Origin of the sequence: Amycolatopsis sp. A133, from assembly GCF_031082405.1 — a bacterium.
Taxonomy (GTDB): domain Bacteria; phylum Actinomycetota; class Actinomycetes; order Mycobacteriales; family Pseudonocardiaceae; genus Amycolatopsis.
In genome coordinates this window covers 39,077-58,524 of the sequence record NZ_JAVHJU010000057.1, presented here as the reverse complement: position 1 = coordinate 58,524, position 19,448 = coordinate 39,077, and the positions used below count along the sequence as shown (strand labels likewise).

Below are 19,448 nucleotides of genomic sequence, written 5' to 3'. Positions count from 1 at the left end.
CTTCACCGGGACGACGACCGGAACGTCTTGCGGTACGTGACCGGGTTGACCCCCACGATCTGGGTGAACTGCGTGCGGAAGTTGCTCGGCGACGGAAACCCGATCTGCGTGGCGATGCGGTCGACGGTGTGGTCGGTCACCTCGAGGAGCTCCTGCGCGTGCCGGACGCGGACGCCGGTCAGCCACTGGATCGGGCTCTGCCCCGTTTCCGCGTGGAACCGCCGGGCGAGGGTGCGGGTGCTCATGCCCGCCGCCGTCGCGATGTCCGCCAGGGCGAGTGGGCGATGGGCGTTCTCCTCGATCCAGGCCAGCGCCTTTTCCAGCGTCGCGGTCCGGTGGGTCGGGCGGTTGCGGAGGATGTACTGGCCCTGCCCGCCGGTGCGCTGCAGGGGCGCCACGGCCAGCCGGGCCGCATCGGCGGCGACCGCGACGCCGTAGTCGCGCTCGACGATGTGCAGGCACATGTCGAGGCCGGCCGACGCGCCCGCCGACGTCAGGATCTGCCCGTTGTCCACGAACAGCGCGTCGGCGTCGACGTCGACGGCCGGGTAGCGGCGGGCGAGCTCGTCGGTGGCGAGCCAGTGCGTGGTCGCCCGTTGCCCGTCGAGCAGGCCGGCCTCGGCGAGGGTGAACGCGCCGACGCAGATCGACGCCACCCGCGTGCCCGCGGCCACCGCCGCACGCAAAGCCGCCGCGACCGCGGGCGGCGCCGGCCGGGCGGGATCGTTGCGGCCGGGGACGACGACCAGGTCCGCCCGGCTGACCTCGTCCAGCCCGGCACCGACGCCGATGCGCAGCGGGCCGGCGTCGACCACCGGCTCCGGGCCGGCCACGACCAGCCGGTAGCCCGGCCGCCCGTCCGGGAGCCGGACGCGGCCCAGTGTCTCGACCGGCGTGGCCAGATCGAACGCGATCACATCGTCGAGGGCGAGCACGACAACCGTGTACATACCCCGAAATTACCGCACCGAGACCATGGCAAGATTCAGGTGGTCTTTGACCGGATAGCCAATTGTGCGGGACGCCGGGAGTGCGCAGCATGGCGGGTGATCACCACCGGCGAAAGGATCACCGATGCCCCACCCGCGAGCCCAGTTCGTGCTCTTCGACGGCTTCGACCCGCTCGACGCCGTCGCGCCGTACGAGGTCCTGTCCGCCGGGAGCGAGTTCCTGGGCGGCGCGCTCGACGTCGGGTTCGTGTCCGCCGAAGGGCCCCGGGACGTCGTCTCCGGCATCCCCGGCATCACGCTGTCCGCCACCGCCACCCTGGATCCGGCCGCTGCCGGGTACGTCGTGGTGCCCGGCGCCGCAGGCCCGGCCGACGGCGACCCGGACGAGGTCGACACCATTCCCGTGCTGCTGTCCCGGTTCGCGGCCGGCGCCGCGGCCCCGCTGCTGCGCGCGTGCTTGGAGAACCCCGCCGTCACCGTCACCGCGGTCTGCGGCGGGTCACTCGGGCTGGCCATGGCCGGGCTGCTGGACGGCCGCACGGCGACCACGCACGTCCTGGGCGTCGATCTGCTCGCCGCGGCCGGCGTCACGGCCGTGCGCGCCCGGGTCGTCGACGACGGCGACCTGGTCACGGCCGGCGGCGTCACCTCCGGCCTCGACCTCGGGCTCTACCTGCTCGAACGCGACTTCGGGCCGCGGATCGCGCACGCCGTCGAGGAATTCTTCGAATACGAACGCCGGGGCACCACGTGGAAGAACAGCGGGCTCGCCGCCGTGACGGGAGCCGCGCGATGACCGGCATCACCGGAACGTGGCACCTGCGCGTGAAGACGCCGATCGGCACGTGGTGGCAGCGGATCACCGAACCGATGCGGCCGAACCTCGAGTACGACGTCACCGTCACCGGCGAGCGGGTGGACGCGTGAAGGCGTTCCTGCTGTCGATCCACGTCCTGGCCGCGATCCTCGCCATCGGGCCGGTCGCCGTCGCCGCGAGCATGTTCCCGCCCGCGGCGCGCGCCGCCCACCTGATGCCGGACGACCCGCGCAAGAACGCCGTTCCCGGCGTGCTGAACCGGATCACCCGCGTCTACGCGGTCATCGGCATCTTCGTGCCGGTCTTCGGCATCGCCACCGGGGCCGCCCTCGGCGTGCTCGGCGACGCCTGGCTGATCGTCTCGATGGCGCTGACCGCCGTCGCCGCCGTCCTCCTGATCGGCTTGATCCTGCCCGGGCAGCAGCGGGTTCTCGGCACCGGCCGCCCGGACCGGCGCCTGGCGATGCCCACCGGGCTGTTCAACCTGCTGTGGGCGGCGGTGGTCGTCCTGATGATCGTCCGGCCCGGCTCGACCACCGGAGCCGGGCGGTGAGCCCGCGCCGCGCCCTGCACATCCTCGGCACCGTCGAACTCACCACCCTGGCGCTCCTGCTGCTCAACCTGATCACCGTCCACCACCGCACGATCTCCGGCATCCTCGGCCCCGTGCACGGCTTGGCCTACACAGCCACGATCATCGCGGCGGCGCTCCTGGCCGACGGCCGGAAGCGGGTCTGGTTACCCGCTCTCGTCCCCGGGTTCGGCGGGCTGCTGGCCGCTCGCGCCGTCCATCCCGCCCCGCGCTAGCACCCCCGCCGCGACCCGGCCCCGTGTCCCCCGGGCGGCGTCCGGTCCGAAAAGGACGGTCCGCGACGGCCCGGAGGGACAGCCGGCGCCGCGCAGTGCCGCCCGCCTCCGCCGCGGCCCCGGTTGATCGCCACTCGTTGACCGCCGCGCTCCGCACTCCGTAGGTTCGACACCGAACGAGGAGGTCCGGGATGAGTCACCTGGTGCGATTCGCCGACGGAACCGGCAACGTCCGGGTCGGCCTGCTCACCGATGAGCAGCTGCGGCCGCTCGCGGTGGCGTCGATGAGCGACCTGCTGCGCCGCCCCGTGGCGGAGATCCGCGAGCTGGCCGAGGCCGCCGGCGAGCCCGTGTCCACGGACGGGACGCGCCTGCTCCCACCGCTGGACGGGCGCATGGAGGTGTGGGCCGCCGGGGTGACCTACCTGCGGTCCGAGGAGGCCCGCCGCGAGGAGAGCGCCGACGAGGACGTCTACGCACGGGTGTACCGCGCGCAGCGGCCGGAGCTGTTCTTCAAGTCGGTCGCGTGGCGCGTGGTCACCGACGACGAGCCGATCGCCGTCCGCGCCGATTCCGCCAACAACGTGCCCGAGCCGGAACTCGGCCTGCTGCTGACCGGGACCGGCGAAATCGCCGGGTACGTGGTGGTCGACGACGTCAGCTCCCGCAGCATCGAAGGCGAGAACCCGCTGTACCTCCCGCAAGCCAAGATCTACACCGGTTCGTGCGCGATGTCGGCGCGGGTGCGGCCGGCCTGGGAGGTGCCGGACCCGCTGTCGCTCGAGCTCCGCATGCGCATCCTGCGCGACGGCCAGGAGGTGTTCGCCGGCGAAGCCAGTACCGCCCAGCTCAACCGCGAACCGGCCGAACTGGTCGGGTACCTGTGGCGGGACAACGACTTCCCCGACGGCGCCGTGCTCTCCACGGGCACGTCCGTCGTGCCGGGACTCGAGCAAGGGCTGCAGCCGGGAGACGTGGTCGAGATCGAGATCGGCGAGGTCGGCTCGCTGCGCTCCCCCGTGGTGCTGGGCGCGGACGAGGTGCGCCGGGCGCTCGCGGCCCGCTGAGGACGACGTCGTCCACGCCCGCACCGAGCGGGACCGGCCGCCCGACCTCGGTTCAGAGGTCGATGACGACCTTGCCCTGCACGTGCCGGCCGGCCTGGAGCTCGGCCGCGCGGCGGATCTGCTCGATCGGGAAGCTCGCCGCGATCGGCACCCGCAGCCGGCCCGCCGCGACCAGGCGGGCGATCTCCTCCAGTGCGCCGGATGCGGCATTCGCTCCGTTGGCGGCCGCCACGCCGTCGACCTGCGCGGCGATGGTGCAGATGCGGCTGTCCGGGACGCCGAGTTCCCGGGCGACGTGCACGGTCTCCACCCCGTGCAGGTCGATGGCGGCGGTGACGCCGCCGGGCGCGAGGGCGCGGACCCGATCGGCCAGGCCGTCGCCGTAGCCGACCGGCTCGGCGCCCAGATCGCGCAGGTAACCGGCCGATGTCGCCGACCCGGTTCCGATCACGCGCGCTCCGGCGATCCGGGCCAGCTGGACGGCGAACACCCCGACCCCGCCCGCTGCGCCGCCGATCAGCACCGTGTCGGCCGGGCCGGGGCGGACCGCGGCGACGGCGGCGGATGCCGTGCGGCCGGCGATCGTGAGGGTGGCGGCCGTGCGGTCGTCGACGCCGTCGGGCGTGTGGTGGGCCTCGTTCGCCGCGGTCTCCCCGGCCGCGTCGAGCACCACGAAGTCGGCCACCGCGCGGGACAGGGCGCCGCCGAACACCCGGTCGCCGGGTGCGAAGCCGGTGACCCCGGCGCCGACCTCGTCGACCACTCCCGCGTAGTCGGTCCCGAAGCCGGCCGGGAGGCTCAAGCCGAACCGGGCGGCGGTGTCCGCGTCGGCGGTCATGATCCAGTCCATCGGGTTCAGGCCGGCCGCGGTGACCCGCACCCGGACCTGGCCCGGGCCGGCCTGGGGCACCGGGACCTCCCGGGTGTCCAGGACTTCGGGGCCGCCGAACGCGTCGAGCCGGACCGCCCTGCTCCGGCCCGTCGACGATGGGGTGCGCTGTTCCTGCATGTACGCGTCTCCTCGGCCGCATCAAAACGGACTATGCTCCGTTTGTCCGAGGACCCTAACACAACCGGAGCGTGTTCCGTTTTGGCCGAGACAGAGGAGCGTGCGCCACGGGCGGACGCAGCCCGCAACCGCGACCAGCTGCTCGCGGTGGCGACCCGCGTGTTCGCCTCGGCTGACGGCGAGCCGTCGATGCGGGCGATCGCCCGGGAGGCCGGGGTCGGCATCGCCACGCTCTACCGGCACTTCCCGACCCGCGAGTCGCTGGTCGACGCCGTCTACCGGAACCAGGTCGGGCGGCTGACCACCGGCGCCCGCGAACTCCTCGGCCGGGTGGCCCCCGCCGCGGCGATGCGGCGCTGGATGGACTTGTTCGGGGACTGGATCGCGACCAAGAACGGCATGCTCGACACGCTGCTCGCGATGATCGAGTCGGGCGAGATCGCCCACGCGCAGACCCGGACCGAGCTGCTGGCGGCCATCACCACGATCCTCGACGCCGGCCGCGCGGCGGGCGACCTCCGCTCCGACGTCGGCGCCGAAGACATCGCCGCCGCCCTCATCGGCATCTTCACCGTGGCCCCCCGGCCCGAGCACGAAGCCAAGGCCGGCCGCCTGCTGAACCTCCTGATGGACGGCCTTCGTCCCGCGCAGCCCGGCTGACCCCGTCTCGAGCGTGGGACGTCCACGTGGGGCACCGAGCCGGCTCGGCATCCGCTCAGGCGGCGGACGCACCGGCCTCGACCCGATGGGCGGCCGCGTAGTGCGCGGTGCCGATCGCGCCCGTGACAGCAAGGACGAAGCCCACGGCGGCCACGGCGGTGAAGCCCTCGCGGACGCGGTCGTCCAGCACCACCACGCCGATCAGCGACGACACCGCCGTGTTGGTGGTGAACATGATGGCGGTGACCGCGGTCGGCCGGCCGCGTTGCAGGGCCATCGCGAACGCCGCCGCCGCGACGAGCCCGTTGGCGATCATCGCCCACAGCGCCGGCTCCACGGCGAGGCGCCAGACCGGCCCCGACGCGTCGAGCGTCCGCGCCGAGATCCCGACGACGCTGAACCCCAGCCCGGCGCAGAACCCGAGCACGATCGGCGACCAGCGGCCGTCCCGGCGCTGGGCGGTGAACGCGATCGCCGCGATCACCACCGCCACGCCCACCAGCAGCAGCTTCCAGCCGGCCGGCAGCGGCCGCGCGGGACCCGGGTCCGCGGACAGGCCGAGCAGGACCAGGCCGGTCGCACCGACCCCCAGCGCGGCCCACCCGGCGCCGGCCAGCCGGACGCCGAGGATCGCGGAGATCGTCGCGGTCACGCCGACGCTGAACGCGAGCACCGACTGGACCAGGAACAGCGGCAGGCGGTGCAGCGCAGCGGCGGCGAAGACGAACCCGAGCAGGTCCACCCCCACCCCGAGGAAGTAGAGCGGCTGCCGCCGCAGTGCGATCAGGTCCTGCGGAGAACCGCCGAAGGCACCGGCCCGCCGGACACCGGCCGACTCGAGGATGGAGCCGCTGCCCGAGGCGACGGCGGCCAGCACCGCGAGGACGTATCCGACGATCACGACCTGAGTGTGCCAGCCCGTCCGCGACCGCCCGGGCCGGTGTCCCGGACCGGCCGGGATCGCCTGGATGCGAACCAGCGCGTCCCGCCGAGGACGGTCAGGTCACGGTCGGCAGCACGACGGCCACGATCGTCACGTCGGCCGGCGCGGAACCTCCGGTCACCGCCGTCGACATCTCCGGCATGGGTCGCGAGGGCGGTCGGCGGCTGACCGGCCGGCGCGACGACGGCACGTCCGTCCTCGCACCGGTCTCGTTTCCCCGTCGTCCGGGCCGGTCCGGGCCGTCAGCCTTACTTCGGGGGGCAGACCGCCGGGCCACTGCCGCGCCGGGGTGGTGCCTCCGGGACCTCGTGCGAACAGGAATCGGCACTCGCCGAGGTGATGATGGCGTCCAGCCTTTCCCGGGCATCGGCCAGCTCGCGGGCGAGTTTGTCGATCCGGTTGCGTTCGGCGACCAGCAGCTCGAGCACTTCCGGGGCCGCCCGGCCGGCCCGGACCGACGGCAGGATCGCCTGGATCGACTTGCTCGACAGCCCCGCCGCGTAGAACTGCTGGATCAGCCAGACCACGCCCACGCCGGCGTCCGGGTACGAGCGGTGCCCGCCGGCGCTGCGTTCCGGCACCAGCATCCCTTTTTCTTCGTAGTAACGCAGCGCGCGCACGCTGACGCCGGTCTTCTCGGCGAGTTCTCCGATGCGCATGCGGTCCTCCCGGCGTGAGCTGCCCCACAAGACGTTGAACCTCACGTCCACGTCAGATTCCAACCTGGGCGTCAACCCCGACCAGGAGGAGCTGAATTTCGTGGAAACCCGTGCCGCGCAAGTGCTTTCCCGTCCGATCACCATCGGCGGGCTGACGCTGCCCAACCGCGTCGCCATGGCCCCGATGACGCGCGGGTTCTCGCCCGGCGGGGTGCCCGGCGCCGACGTCGCCGCGTACTACGCCCGGCGAGCCGCCGGCGGGACCGGGCTCGTGATCACCGAAGGCGCCTACGTCGGCCACCCCTCCGCCGGCCAGCACGACCTGGTCCCGCGCATGTACGGCGACGACGCACTGGCCGGCTGGGCGCGCGTCACGAGCGCCGTGCACGAGGCCGGCGGGCGGATCTTCGCGCAGCTTCAGCACGTCGGGATGGCGCGCAAAGCCGGAGATCCGCCGCACCCGGAAGCGCCCGCGATCGGCCCGTCCGGACGGCCGCTCGACGGCACGGATCCGGGGCGCGCCATGACGCAGGCCGACATCGACGCCGTGCTCTCGGCGTTCGCCGAAGCGGCGCGCGACGCGGAACGCGCCGGGTTCGACGGCGTCGAGCTGCACGGCGCCCACGGCTACCTGATCGACCAGTTCCTGTGGGCGGAGACCAACCACCGCACCGACCGCTACGGCGGCGACGTCCGGGCGCGGGCCCGGTTCGCGGCCGAAGCCGTCGGCGCCGTCCGTGCCGCGGTGGCGCCCGGCTTCCCGGTGGTCGTGCGGTTGTCCCAGTGGAAGATGTCCGACTACGCGGCCCGGCTCGCCGGCACACCCGAAGAGTTCGGCGTCCTCCTCGGGGAGCTGGTCGACGCGGGCGCCGACGCCTTCCACGCCTCCACCCGCCGCTACTGGGAACCCGCGTTCGACGGCGCCGAGCTGAACCTCGCCGGCTGGGCCAAGAAGCTGACCGGGAAGCCGGCGATCACCGTGGGCTCGGTCGGCCTGGACACGGAGTTCACCTCGAGCCTGGCGGGGCAAGCCGCGGGCCGGGCGGGGATCGACGGCCTCCTGGACCGCATGGAGGCCGACGAGTTCGACGTCGTCGCGGTGGGCCGCTCGTTGCTCGCCGACCCGGGATGGACGGCGAAGATCCTCAACGGCCACGACGACCTGATCCCCTTCACGCCGGCCGCCTTGGGCGTCCTCGGCTGACCCGCTGCTCAGCAGTTCTTGAAGTGGTTGTCCGCGGACCAGCCGGTGTTGGCCCAGGACTGCGCCGACGCCGGGGTGAAGCCGGGGAACAGCTTCGCCAGTTCGGCGAGCAGCCAGCTGGTGAAGCGGGCGGCGCCCTGGGGGCAGGTGTGGATCCCGTCCGCGCTGCGGTCCGCCTTGCCGTCTTTGACCTGCTGGTAGGTGCTGCCCCACACCGCGCCCGCGTCGAGCACGCTCGCCTGGCCCGGGGCCGCCTGCGCGATCGCGCGGGCGGCCTCGGGAGCGCGGCTCAGGTCGGCCAGGTGCGGCTGGTAGAAGTCGTCGGGCTTGATCGGGGGTGTGGTGACGAAGACCAGTTTTGCGCCGGCGCCGGTGACCGTGGTCAACAGCTTGCCGTAGGCGGCCTGCTGCTCTTCCCGGCTGCCCCAGTCGTACGTGGTGAGCTGGTAGACGACCACCGCGGGGTGGGCCGAGGTGATCTGCCCGGGCAGCTTCCGCCAGTTCTCCTCGGAAAACGGCCCGACGACGTTTCCGCCGCCGTCGGCGGCGATCGACTCGAAGCCGACGCCGCTCGCCTTGACCGCGGCGGCCAGGGGCAGTGCCTCCCCCGCGGCGACGGAGTCGCCGAGGAAGAGCACCTTGGCCGGTCCGGCGGTGGGCGCCGGTGCGGGCGCGCCGGTCGTCGTGGCCCCACCGGAGCAGGCGGTGGTCAGCAGGAGCAGGCCGGCCACACCGAGGACGGGAATTCGCGTTTTGCTCATGGCCTCGACGGTGCCGCCGCCGTGTCCCCGCGCTTCCGCCGTCTTGTCCCGGTCCTGTCGCAAGAACCGCCGGGCCGGCCCGGATTGTCCATACTGGACGGGTGGCGGCCATCCTGCTGATCGAAGACGACCCCTTGGTCCGGCGCGGGCTCGAGCTCGCGCTGGGCAGGCACGGCCACGACGTCCGCACGGCGGACACCGGCGAGGACGGGCTGCGCCGGTTCCGCTCCGCACCGCCGGACCTGGTGGTGCTCGACCTGATGCTGCCGGGCATCGACGGGTTCGAGGTCTGCCGCGGCATCCGGGCCGCCGGCTCGGTACCGGTGATCATGCTGACCGCGCGCGGCGACGACTTCGACGTTGTCGGCGGCTTGGCGGCGGGCGCGGACGACTACGTCGTCAAGCCGGCGCGGCCCACCGTGCTGGACGCGCGGATCCGCGCGGTGCTGCGCCGCGGCACGAGCGCCGCGGACGGCGTGCGGGTGCACCGCGACCTGCGCATCGACACCACATCGCTGACGGTGTCGTCGCGCGGCGAGCCGGTCGCCCTGACGCCGACCGAGCTGCGGCTCCTGCTGACGTTGTCCCGGGCGCCCGGCCGGGTGTTCAGCCGGCAGCAGCTGCTGGAAGAGGTGTGGGAGCACGACTACCTCGGCGACTCCCGGCTGGTCGACAACTGCGTGCAGCGGCTGCGGGCGAAGATCGAGGCCGATCCCGCGACGCCGGAGTACGTGCAGACCGTGCGCGGGTTCGGCTACCGGTTCGGGCCGGTGTGAGGACCGGCTCGCCGGACTCCGGGCACCGGCCGAGACGGCTCCGGCCGCGTGGCCTGCGCGCCCGGCTGCTCGTCGCGTTCGTGCTGGTGACCGTGCTCGGCGCCGCCGCGGCGGCCTGGTCGAGCGCCGGATCGGCGAGCACCGCGCTGGTCACCTCGACGCAGCAGCGGATCACCGAGGGCATCACCGGCCGGCTCGGCGCGATCACCCCGCAGCTGACCTATCCCCCGGACCAGGACGCGCTCGACCGGCTGCGCACGGCCGCCGGCGGGAACACCGTGGTGACCTACCGGGACCTGCGGTCCTCGGCCGGCACCGGCACCGAGCTGGTCCCCGGCACGCTGCGCGCCGCCGTGCGCAGCGGGAACCGGCTCGTCGCGCAGCGGATCACGGCCGGGAGCCGGCCGTGGCTGGTGGTCGGCACACCCATCACGATCACCGCGCCGGACGGCACACGCACCCCGTCCGGCATCGAGGTGTACTCCGTGCACGACCTGACCGACGTCGACCGGCAGATCGACGGCCTCACCCGGTCCGCGACCGTCACCGCCGCACTCGCGCTGCCGCTGGCGGTGCTGCTGGCGCTGCTGGCCGCGGGCAGCGTGCTGCGCCCGGTGCGCGAGCTCCGGGACACGGCCCGCCGGCTGGCCGGTGGCGACCTCGACGCCCGGTCGCCGCCCCAGGGCGCCGACGAGCTGGCCGACCTGACCGTCACCGTCAACGAGATGGCCGAGTCGGTGCAGACGTCGATGCTGGCGATGGCCCGGATGCAGGCGGACGCCCGGCGGTTCGCCGCCGACGTCTCGCACGAGCTGCGCACCCCGCTGAGCACGCTGACGGCCGTCGTGGAGGTCCTGGCGACCACGGCGGACGGGATGGAGGCCGACGCCCGGGAATCCGCGCAGCTGGCGATCGTCGAGACGCACCGGCTGGTCCGGCTCGTCGAGGACTTGATGGAGGTGGCCCGCTTGGACGCCGGCACCGCGCAGCTGCGGGTGGAGGAGGTCGACGTGGCCGGTGCCGTGCGGAACTGCCTCCGGGCCCGCGGCTGGCCGGACCGGGTCGAGGTGGTGGCCCCGGACGGGATCCTGCTGCGGCTGGATCGGCGCCGGCTGGACGTCATCGTGGCCAACCTGGTCGGCAACGCGCTGCGCCACGGAGCACCGCCGGTGCGCGTCGCCGTCTCGGCGGCCCGCGAGGACGTGCGGATCGAAGTCACCGACCGCGGGCCGGGGCTGGCCGCGCACGTGGTGCCGCACGTGTTCGACCGCTTCTACAAAGCCGACGCCGCGCGCACCCGCACCCCGGGCAGCGGGCTCGGGCTGGCGATCGCGCTGGAGAACGCCCGCCTGCACGGCGGCGACCTCACCGCGGGCAACGCCGACGGCGGCGGCGCGCGGTTCGTGCTGTCCCTGCCGCGGAACCGGGAGGACTCGTGAAGCGGATCTTCTCGGCGGCCACGGTTTTCCTGGTCGCGGGCTGCGGCATCCAGCCGTCCGAGGTGACCGACGGGGGCGAGGCCCCGACCGGCGTGGCACCGGGGATGACGCTGTACCTCGTCGACGCGCACGAGCAGCTGCGGCCGCAGCTGCACCCGACCGGCCGCCTGGGAACGGTCTCCGACGCGCTGGCGCTGCTGCTGAGCGTGTCCGGCGGCGCGGACCTGCACACGGAGATCGCTCCGACGCCGGTGACGAGGGTCTCCGTGACGCCGACGACCGACGTGCTACAGCTGGCGGTGCCGCTCACGATCGACGACGTGACCCCGCTGGGCATCGACCAGATCGTGTGCACCGCCCTGGGCGCCCACGTCCAGGCCGGTGGCCGCCGGAGCACGAGGGTGCAGGTCCGCTTCGTCCAGACCACCCCGGAGTCGGACGAGGTGCGGACCTGCCCGCTGATCACAGCCCGGTGATGTCGACGACGACCGGGGCCGGGGCGGGCAGCACCACCCACAGCACGGCCGGCCCGGCCATGACCGCGGCGAACGCCAGCACCCCGATCCGGCCCCGGGCCCACCGGGCCCGGAACCGGATCGGGTCCTCGACCAGGTACTTCGACAACGTGGCCAAGCCGATGGACACCGCGAACACCGCCAGTGTCCGGGGCAGGCCGTCAAGTCCGGTCCGCTCCGGGGAAAGCAGCACGAACACGGGCCAGTGCCACAGGTACAGGCCGTAGGAGATCAGGCCGAACCACCGCAGTGGCGGCCAGGCCAGTACTCCGGCCACCCGCGTTCGCGGCGCCTGCACGCACAGCCCGATCAGCAGCGCGGCGGCCAGCGAGTGCGCGAACAGCCCGCCGGTGAACAGCCACCGCGAGGTCGTCCCGTCGGCCAGCGACCACAAGATCCCGATGCCCACCGCGAGCAACGCCGCCACGGCGCCCGCCCACCGGCCGGCCGCGCGGGCCAGTGCCGCCCGCACCGGCCCGGTGGCGACGACGGCGCCCAGCAGCAGGGAAAACGCCCGGGTATCGGTGCCGGTGTAGACCCGGCTCGGATCGGCGGCGCCGGCGAGCGCGACCATCAGCGCGAGCGAACCGATCGAGGCCGTGGCCGCGACCACCGCGACCCGGCCCGCCACCCGCCGCGCGTACCGGGCGATGACCAGCAGGACCGGCGGCCAGAGCAGGTAGAACTGTTCTTCGACCGCGATGCTCCACAGGTGTTCGAAGACCCGCTGCGATCCGAAGCGGTCCCAGTAGCCCGCCGACTCCGCGAGCAGGTGCCAGTTCACCAGGTTCAGCTGCACCCACGGGCCGTCGTCCAGGGTCGTCCGCACCAGGTCCGGCGGCCCCACCGCCCACACCAGCACGGTCACCCCGGTGAGCACGGTCACCAGCGCGGGCAGCAGCCGGCGCACCCGGCGGCCCCAGAAGGCGGCCGGCGACACCGCACCGGTCGTCTCGATCTCCCGCAGCAGCAGATCGGTGATCAGGTACCCGGACAGGGCGAAGAACAGGTCCACTCCCAGAAATCCCCCGGGCAGGTGACCGGTGTGGAACAACAGCACACCGAGGATCGCGACCCCGCGCAACCCGTCCAACGCGGGCAGGTGCGGCTTGCGCGGGCCGGCGAACCGAGTGGCCGGGACCGGCTGAACTTCGCTCATGCCGCCGACTGTTCCGCGTCCGTGTCGGCGGGTGGTCCCCACGACGTCGCAGTCCGGTCGCGGACTGCGCTCCGGCGGCCGGGTCGCTCAGCGGTGCTCCTCGGCCCACGGCAACAGCTTCCGCTCGAGGTGGGCCAGTCCGTAGAACAACACGATGCTCATGATCGCCAGCAGGGTCATCGCGGCGAAGGCCAGCGACGTGTCGGCACTGGCACCGGACTGCACGATGACAAAACCGAGCCCGGCGTCGGCGCCGACGAACTCCGCGATCACCGCGCCGATGACCGCGAGCGAGATCGCCACCTTGAGCCCGACGAAGATCTGCGGCAGGGCGTGGCGGAAGCGCAGCTTGAAGAACTCCTGGCGGCGGGAGGAATCCCACGAGCGGAGCAGCTCGACGAGCTCGTGCGGCGTGGACTTCATCCCGGACGCGGTCGAGATGATCACCGGGAAGACGCACACCAGCACGACCAGGACCACCTTCGGCCCCTGGCCGAAGCCGAACCACACCACCAGGATCGGGGCGATGGCGATCTTGGGCACCGCGTTCACGGCGAGCAGGATCGGGTAGAACGTCCGTTCCAGGAGCGGGGACCGGACGATCAGCATCGCGAGCGGGATACCGACCACAATGGACAGTGAGAAGCCCTCGATGGTTTCGACGAGGGTGACCAGGGTTTGCTCGAGCAGGTATCCCGGCAGCTCGAGGAACGACGCGACCACGTCGGCGGGGCTCGGGACGAGGAACCGCTCGATCGAGAAGACGATCGTCGCCAGCCACCAGAGGCCGATGAGCACCAGCACCCCCACGGCGGGCAGCACGCGGCCCCTCACGCCGCTCCCCCGTCGACCGGTGCGGTGAGCAGGTCGCGCAGCTCGCGAGCCGCCTGATCGACGTCGGGGCGCCCGGGCACGCGGGGGCGGTCGACGGCGAGGTCGACGATCTTGCGGAGCCGGCCGGGCCGCGGGGTGAGCACCACCACCCGGTCGGCGAGCACGACCGCCTCCTCGACGGAGTGCGTCACGAACACGACCGTCCGGGGCAGCTCCAGCTGGATGCGTTGCAGTTCCCCGGAAAGCTCCGTCCGGGTCAAGGCGTCCAACGCGGAGAACGGTTCGTCCATGAGCATGACCGCGGGAGCGTGGATCAACGATCGGCACAGCGAGACCCGTTGCTGCATCCCGCCGGAAAGCTCGTGGGGCAACCGCTTCTCGAAGCCGCGCAAGCCGGCCAGCTCCAGCAGTTCGTGCGCCCGGTCCCGGTAGGACTTCCGGTCCAGGCCGAAGATCTCGATCGGCAGCATGACGTTCGACAGCACCGACCGCCACGGCAGCAGCGCCGGGCGCTGGAACATGAACGAGACGTCGCGCCGCGGCTTCGTCACCGGCTCGCCGCCGACGAAGATCCGTCCCCTGGTGGGTGGCAGCAGCCCGGCGATGAGCCGCAGCAACGTCGACTTGCCGCACCCGGACCGCCCGATGACCGCGACGAACTCGTTTTCGCCCACCTCCAGGTCGATTCCGGCGAGCGCCTGGACCGGCCCGGCCCGGCCGTCGAAGACCTGTGCCACGCCGTCCAGCACGATCACGGCCGGGGCACCAGCCCGAAGGAGACGACGTCGGCGGGGTTGAGCACACCGGCCGGGACCGCACCGGCGTCCGTGAGGGTGCCGATGATCTTGCGCACCCGCCCCTCGGCGACCTGGCCGAGCGGGCCGGTGAAGCCGGCAGGCCGGACATAGGGCGCCATCAGCCCGATCTCGGCGGCGGCCACCCCCGCGTCCTGGGCCGGCTGGTACTTCTTGAGGATCGCGCCGAGCTCGCCGGGGTGCTCGATCGCGTAGCCGAGCCCCTTGAGCAGCGCCGCGGTGAACCGCCGCACCAGCGCGGGATTCCTGGCGGCGAGCTCCTTCGACGTGACGACCACGTTGCCGTACAGGTCGGGCACCAGGTCACCGTAGGGCAGCACGACCGCCTTCTTGCCCCGCGCCGCCGCCTCGATGAGCGGCCGACCGACGACGAATTGCCCGATACCGTCCACCTGCCCGCTCGCCAGCAGTTGCGGAAGGGCGGGCGGAGCGGCCGCCACGAACCGCACCGAGGCCGGGTCGAGGCCCGCGGCCTTGGCGTAGACGGGGAACATCACCTGGTTCGTCGAGCCGGCCTGATCGGCGATCTTCTTCCCGGCCAGGTCCGCCGGCCTGGTGATGCCGTGGCCCTCGAGCGAGACGATCGCGGCGAGGGACCGCTGGTGCACCGCCGCGACGGCGGTGACCGGCAGCTTTTCCTTCGCCACGGTGATCGCGGTGGCGGTGAAGTCCGCCGTGCCGACGTCCGCCCGGCCGCCGGCCACCAGCTTGAGCACGTCCACCGTGCCACTGCCCGGCGTGATCGTGACATCGAGCCCGGCCTCGGCGAAGAAGCCTTTCTCCTGAGCCACATAGGCGTAGGCGTCCCGGCCGAAGGTGCCGAACGACGTCAGGTAGCCGACTTCGTCCCGGCCGCCGGAAGGGGTGCCGCCCGGCCCGCCGCACGCCGTGGCGACCAGCGCGACCGCGAGCAGAACAGCCAGACCAGGCCTCATGACACCCTCCCCGGCGAAACCGATGGTCTTGTCCCGGTAGCTTCGACCTCCATCGCGACCGCGAACAACCGCTACTCGCATGAACGGGGCTTTCCGCCTTTGTCCGTCCGCCTCGACGCAGCCGGTCAGTTCTTGATGAACTTGTGCGAGGTGTTCCTGTCGTTCAAGCTGCGCACCGCATCAACGGCGAGCGTGATCGACCCACCGGAGTAATACAGGACGACCGTGTGCCCGGTGGTCCGGTTCCACGCCAGCTCGGCGTTGTTCTTGACACATTGGTACCGGCCGGTGCCTTCACCCTTGAATTCGTAGCAACCCGGCTGACTGCTCCCGTAGTCGGCGACCGAGCCGTTGAAGTCCGACACCGAACTCGACTCCATCGAGCCGTAGTACAGGCAGAACTCGCCGACCTCACACCTGCCGTTGCGCGGTGTGGCCGCCTCCGCCGTGCTCACCGCCGTTGCCGCCAGCAAGAGACTTCCCCCGACGGCCATCGACACGCGAGCGACCTGCCGACCGAAAACCACCATGCAAACTCTCCTTGATCCAAGCGACGTGTCACCCGTGCACCCCGGTTCCCCGTGGTGCCGGTCGAGCACGTCACGGCCGGTGCGCGATGGCGGTTGAGTGCCGTTACCCGATCGTGACCGCCTCGGCGGTGGTGAGGAGTCCGATTCATCTGATTGGATCCCTTCAGATCGTTTTACAACGTTGTAAAAGTGAAGGGGACCGCCCCGATGAGAAGAGCCGCTTCCGCCCTCGTCGCCCTGCTGGTGGCGTTGGGCGTGGTGTCCGGCACGCCGTCCGCAGGCGCCGCCGAGCCCGTGCACGGCTTGAAGGCCGAGTACTACACGATGTCGGTGCCGGGCGCGCGGGACTTCGCGAACCTGGCCGGCACCGCGCTGGACGGGGAGGTCGACCACCCGGACCTGACCTCGGTCTTCGGGTTGGTCGCCGGGCGCACGGAGCACACGACCGCTCGGTGGACCGGACAGCTCGCCGTGCCGCAGACCGGCGATTACACGTTCTACGCCATCGGCGACAACGGGTTCCGGCTGTTCGTCGACGGCGTTCCGGTGATCGACCACTGGGTCGGGGACTGGGACAACGAACAAACCAGCGCGCCGGTCACGCTGACCGCCGGCAGGCAGTACGACTTCAAGCTGGAGATGTTCCAGGACGTCGGCGGCGCCAACATGTTCCTGCGCTGGTCGAGCGCGACCACCACGAAGCAGATCGTGCCGCTGTCGGCGTTCACGCCTCCGGCCGGCTACCGGGGCGTGCCGCGCTCGGCGGACGTGTCCCGGGACGGTCGCACGCTCACCACCGACTTCGACGGCCGTGTCTCGGGTACGAGCGACTTGCAGGACCACCTGCGGATCGAGGTCGACGCGACGCCGATGCCGGTCTCGCTCATCACGACGAGCGGCAGCCGGGTCACGATCCGGCTGGCCGAGAGGGTCCTGAAGGGCCAGCGGGTCACCCTCTACTACGACGGCGCGGGCGCTCTCGCGGTGAACGGCACGAAGGTCGGCAAGACCGGCCGCACGGTCGCGAACGCGTCGACGGAACGGCTCCGGACGCCGTGGGGCGAGAACGCCGACACGCGCCACCCGTTGCCGGAGTACCCGCGGCCGCAGCTCGAGCGCGACAAGTGGGTCAACCTCAACGGCCCGTGGGAGTTCTCGGCGGCCACGGAAGGCCAGCAGCCGTCGTTCGGCAAGCGGCTGCCCGAGAAGGTGGTCGTGCCTTACCCGATCGAGTCGCAGCTCTCCGGGCTCGAACGGCACGAGGACCACATGTTCTACCGCCGCACGGTCACCGTCCCGCGCGACTGGAAGATCGGCGGCGGGCAGCGCCTCAAGCTGAACTTCGGCGCGGTCGACTACCAGGCCAAGGTGTGGGTGAACGGCAAGCTCGTCGCGGAGCACACCGGCGGTTACACGGCGTTCGGCGCCGACATCACCGACGCGCTCAAGCGCGGCGGCGAGCAGGAGATCGTCGTCGCCGTCACCGACACGACCGGCCCGTACCAGCCCAAGGGGAAGCAGTCCCCCAACCCGGGCGGCATCTTCTACACCCCGTCGTCGGGCATCTGGCAGACGGTGTGGCTGGAGCCGGTGGCGGACAAGGGCATCGACGAGATCAAGACGACTCCCGACCTCACCACCAATTCGCTGGCCCTCAACGTCAAGTCCGCGGGCAACGCCACCGTCACCGCGGTCGCGAAGGACGCGCGCGGCCGGCAGGTCGCCGCGGTCACCGGACCGGCGAACGCGAACCTGAAGCTGCCGGTGCCCAACCCGCACCTGTGGACGCCCGACGACCCGTACCTCTACCAGCTGGAGATCAAGCTGGGTGGCGACAAGGTCAAGAGCTACTTCGGCATGCGGTCCACCGGGATCACCAACGTCGGCGGCACGCCCAAGCTGACGCTCAACGGCAAGCCGATCTTCAACCTGATGCAGCTGGACCAGGGCTTCTACCCGGACGGCCTGAACACCGCGCCGAGCGACGAGGCCCTCGTCTTCGACCTGAAGGCGCAGAAGGACCTCGGCTTCAACGCCGTCCGCAAGCACATCAAGGTCGAGCCCGCCCGCTGGTACTACCACGCGGACCGGCTGGGGCTGCTCGTGTGGCAGGACTTCGTGTCCGTCGAGGACGGCAACAACCCCGCGGCGCAGCAAGCCTGGCTCAGCCAGGGCCTGGAGGAGATGCACCAGCTGCAGAACTACCCGTCCATCTACGCCTGGATCGTGTTCAACGAGGGCTGGGGCGAGTGGGACAAGACCGCCACCGGCCGGATCACCGACCAGGTCAAGGCCGCCGACCCGAGCCGGATCGTCAACGCCCACAGCGGGGTGAACTGCTGCGCCTCCAAGGGCGACTCGGGCCGCGGTGACGTCATCGACCACCACGACTACAACAACACCGACCCGGCCCGCTCGGACGGCACGCGCGTCGCGATGGACGGCGAGCACGGCGGCTTCACGCTGCGCACGCCGGGTCACCAGTGGCCGGGTGCGCCGATCGCGATCTACAGCGGGGTGGCGGACAAGGCGGCGCTGACGGCGAAGTACGTCGACAATACCCGCACGTTCTACCTCGGACAGGCCCGGGCCGAGCTGTCGGCCTCGGTCTACACGCAGGTCACCGACCTGGAAGGCGAGCTCAACGGGCTCTGGACCTACGACCGCAAGCGCCTCAAGGTCGACCCGGGTCCCGTCCGCGAGATCAACCGGCGCGTGATCGAAGCCGGGGCCGACGCGGGCAAGCCCTACCCGTACGCGGGGAAGGGCGCGTGGCACCTCGACGAGCGCGGGGGCACGACCGCCAGGGACTCGAGCGGCGGCAACAATCCGCTGACTCTCACCCCGACCGGAGTGACGTTCAAGGACGGCGCGCTGCAGTTCTCCGGCGGCTCCGCCGACACCTACGGCCCGGTCGTCGACACGACCGGTGACTACACCGTGTCCGCGAAGGTGCGGCTCGACGAGCTGCCCGGCAACTACGCGACCGCGGTGAGCCAGGACGGCCGGGAGCGGGAGAGCCCGTTCTACCTGCAGTACGGTCAGGGCGCGTTCGCGTTCAGCACCCCCGGCGGCAACCGGGCCCGCTACGAGGTCGCGCCGGAGATCGGTCGCTGGTACGAGCTGACGGGGGTGCGGGCCGGCACGGAGATCCGGCTCTACGTGGACGGCGTGAAGGTCGCAACGGCCCCGGCCGGACCGGCGCTCGCCGGCACCGGCGCGTTCACGGTCGGGCGGGCCAAGTACGACGGCCGCAACGTCGACTTCTGGCCCGGCGCGGTCGACGAGGTCGCCGTGGTCGGCAAGGCGCTGACGGACACGGAGGTCGCCCAGCACTCCTGATGCCCTCCCGCGCCGGGGACTCCGGCGACGCGGGTGCCGCGCTGCGAAGCGCGGCACCCGCGGTGCAGCAACGCCAAGACCTCGCCGAAGACATCGCCGCGGCCGCGTTCTTCGACACGCTGGCGCAGTTCTACCGCAAGGCCTACCTCCGGTGGATCGAGGCGATCACCCGCCGCCCGGACCTCCGCGCGGCTCGCATCGCTGAAGTGGTCGGGCCTGCCCGCCG

At 72.3% G+C, this 19,448-nt stretch carries 21 protein-coding genes and 1 pseudogene; 12 read left to right on the top strand and 10 right to left on the bottom strand.

The genetic code is table 11. The features are described 5' to 3' along the window. Positions 1-2 precede the first annotated feature (2 nt). A complete protein-coding gene (locus Q5425_RS32840) occupies positions 3-950 on the bottom strand; it encodes a helix-turn-helix domain-containing protein (protein ID WP_308676235.1) in 948 nt (315 codons plus the stop codon). A 124-nt stretch (positions 951-1,074) separates the two neighbouring features. Between Q5425_RS32840 and Q5425_RS32835 the strand changes: the two genes are divergently transcribed. From Q5425_RS32835 to Q5425_RS32815, 5 genes are all read left to right on the top strand, one after another. Continuing rightward, complete coding sequence (locus tag Q5425_RS32835) at positions 1,075-1,746, top strand: DJ-1/PfpI family protein (protein ID WP_308676234.1); 672 nt, start codon at positions 1,075-1,077, stop codon at positions 1,744-1,746. Then, entirely contained in the window at positions 1,743-1,877 is a 135-nt protein-coding gene (locus Q5425_RS32830; RefSeq protein WP_308676233.1) for a hypothetical protein, read from the top strand. Before Q5425_RS32835 ends, Q5425_RS32830 begins: the two co-directional genes overlap by 4 nt. Next, on the top strand, positions 1,874-2,320 hold the full coding sequence (locus Q5425_RS32825; RefSeq protein ID WP_308676232.1) for a hypothetical protein: 447 nt from the start codon (positions 1,874-1,876) through the stop codon (positions 2,318-2,320). Before Q5425_RS32830 ends, Q5425_RS32825 begins: the two co-directional genes overlap by 4 nt. Then, positions 2,317-2,574, top strand: a complete 258-nt coding sequence (locus Q5425_RS32820; RefSeq protein WP_308676231.1) for a hypothetical protein — start codon at positions 2,317-2,319, stop codon at positions 2,572-2,574. Before Q5425_RS32825 ends, Q5425_RS32820 begins: the two co-directional genes overlap by 4 nt. A 191-nt stretch (positions 2,575-2,765) precedes the next feature. Beyond that, positions 2,766-3,641 carry a fumarylacetoacetate hydrolase family protein gene (locus Q5425_RS32815; protein WP_308676230.1) on the top strand — a complete coding sequence of 292 codons (876 nt, stop codon included), beginning with the start codon at positions 2,766-2,768 and terminating at the stop codon, positions 3,639-3,641. Between the two features lie 52 nt (positions 3,642-3,693). Here the strand turns inward: Q5425_RS32815 and Q5425_RS32810 are convergent, their stop codons facing one another. Beyond that, complete coding sequence (locus tag Q5425_RS32810; RefSeq protein ID WP_308676229.1) at positions 3,694-4,650, bottom strand: NADP-dependent oxidoreductase; 957 nt, start codon at positions 4,648-4,650, stop codon at positions 3,694-3,696. Between the two features lie 81 nt (positions 4,651-4,731). Here Q5425_RS32810 and Q5425_RS32805 point away from each other — a divergent pair, with 81 nt between their 5' ends. Further along, the gene (locus Q5425_RS32805) at positions 4,732-5,310 is read left to right on the top strand and encodes a helix-turn-helix domain-containing protein (RefSeq protein WP_308676228.1); all 579 of its coding nucleotides are present in this window, start codon (positions 4,732-4,734) and stop codon (positions 5,308-5,310) included. 55 nt (positions 5,311-5,365) lie between these two features. Here Q5425_RS32805 and Q5425_RS32800 read toward each other — a convergent pair whose 3' ends face one another. After that, the gene (locus Q5425_RS32800) at positions 5,366-6,211 is read right to left on the bottom strand and encodes a hypothetical protein (protein ID WP_308676227.1); all 846 of its coding nucleotides are present in this window, start codon (positions 6,209-6,211) and stop codon (positions 5,366-5,368) included. A 290-nt stretch (positions 6,212-6,501) separates the two neighbouring features. Then, a complete protein-coding gene (locus Q5425_RS32795; RefSeq protein WP_308676226.1) occupies positions 6,502-6,912 on the bottom strand; it encodes a MerR family transcriptional regulator in 411 nt (136 codons plus the stop codon). A 100-nt stretch (positions 6,913-7,012) separates the two neighbouring features. Here Q5425_RS32795 and Q5425_RS32790 point away from each other — a divergent pair, with 100 nt between their 5' ends. After that, the gene (locus Q5425_RS32790; protein ID WP_308676225.1) at positions 7,013-8,116 is read left to right on the top strand and encodes a 12-oxophytodienoate reductase; all 1,104 of its coding nucleotides are present in this window, start codon (positions 7,013-7,015) and stop codon (positions 8,114-8,116) included. A gap of 8 nt (positions 8,117-8,124) precedes the next feature. Here Q5425_RS32790 and Q5425_RS32785 read toward each other — a convergent pair whose 3' ends face one another. Next, positions 8,125-8,877, bottom strand: a complete 753-nt coding sequence (locus Q5425_RS32785; protein WP_308676224.1) for an SGNH/GDSL hydrolase family protein — start codon at positions 8,875-8,877, stop codon at positions 8,125-8,127. Positions 8,878-8,978: 101 nt separating this feature from the next. Here Q5425_RS32785 and Q5425_RS32780 point away from each other — a divergent pair, with 101 nt between their 5' ends. From Q5425_RS32780 to Q5425_RS32770, 3 genes are read left to right on the top strand one after another with little or no spacing between them, the layout of a single operon-like run. Further along, complete coding sequence (locus tag Q5425_RS32780) at positions 8,979-9,653, top strand: response regulator transcription factor (RefSeq protein WP_308676223.1); 675 nt, start codon at positions 8,979-8,981, stop codon at positions 9,651-9,653. Further along, positions 9,650-11,092: a HAMP domain-containing sensor histidine kinase gene (locus Q5425_RS32775; RefSeq protein WP_308676222.1), complete on the top strand. Its 1,443-nt coding sequence runs from the start codon at positions 9,650-9,652 to the stop codon at positions 11,090-11,092. Before Q5425_RS32780 ends, Q5425_RS32775 begins: the two co-directional genes overlap by 4 nt. Continuing rightward, on the top strand, positions 11,089-11,568 hold the full coding sequence (locus tag Q5425_RS32770) for a hypothetical protein (protein ID WP_308676221.1): 480 nt from the start codon (positions 11,089-11,091) through the stop codon (positions 11,566-11,568). The genes Q5425_RS32775 and Q5425_RS32770 overlap by 4 nt, the downstream gene beginning before the upstream one ends. On the opposite strand, the gene Q5425_RS32765 is transcribed toward Q5425_RS32770, so the two are convergent. From Q5425_RS32765 to Q5425_RS32745, 5 genes are all read right to left on the bottom strand, one after another. Further along, a complete protein-coding gene (locus Q5425_RS32765) occupies positions 11,555-12,766 on the bottom strand; it encodes an acyltransferase (RefSeq protein WP_308676220.1) in 1,212 nt (403 codons plus the stop codon). The two genes, Q5425_RS32770 and Q5425_RS32765, sit on opposite strands and share 14 nt — an antisense overlap. A gap of 87 nt (positions 12,767-12,853) precedes the next feature. After that, positions 12,854-13,600 (bottom strand): ABC transporter permease, encoded by a 747-nt coding sequence (locus Q5425_RS32760; protein ID WP_308676219.1) that lies wholly within the window; start codon positions 13,598-13,600, stop codon positions 12,854-12,856. After that, positions 13,597-14,355 carry an ABC transporter ATP-binding protein gene (locus Q5425_RS32755; protein WP_308676218.1) on the bottom strand — a complete coding sequence of 253 codons (759 nt, stop codon included), beginning with the start codon at positions 14,353-14,355 and terminating at the stop codon, positions 13,597-13,599. The genes Q5425_RS32760 and Q5425_RS32755 overlap by 4 nt, the downstream gene beginning before the upstream one ends. Then, positions 14,352-15,350 carry an ABC transporter substrate-binding protein gene (locus tag Q5425_RS32750; RefSeq protein ID WP_308676217.1) on the bottom strand — a complete coding sequence of 333 codons (999 nt, stop codon included), beginning with the start codon at positions 15,348-15,350 and terminating at the stop codon, positions 14,352-14,354. The genes Q5425_RS32755 and Q5425_RS32750 overlap by 4 nt, the downstream gene beginning before the upstream one ends. Before the next feature lie 125 nt (positions 15,351-15,475). Then, positions 15,476-15,880: a peptidase inhibitor family I36 protein gene (locus tag Q5425_RS32745; RefSeq protein ID WP_308676216.1), complete on the bottom strand. Its 405-nt coding sequence runs from the start codon at positions 15,878-15,880 to the stop codon at positions 15,476-15,478. Positions 15,881-16,087: 207 nt separating this feature from the next. Here Q5425_RS32745 and Q5425_RS32740 point away from each other — a divergent pair, with 207 nt between their 5' ends. Further along, positions 16,088-19,222 carry a LamG-like jellyroll fold domain-containing protein gene (locus Q5425_RS32740; protein ID WP_308676215.1) on the top strand — a complete coding sequence of 1,045 codons (3,135 nt, stop codon included), beginning with the start codon at positions 16,088-16,090 and terminating at the stop codon, positions 19,220-19,222. Next, a pseudogene (locus Q5425_RS32735) lies at positions 19,222-19,374 on the top strand (hypothetical protein); the annotation flags it as partial. The gene Q5425_RS32740 and the pseudogene Q5425_RS32735, both read left to right, overlap by 1 nt. Between the last annotated feature and the right edge of the window lie 74 nt (positions 19,375-19,448).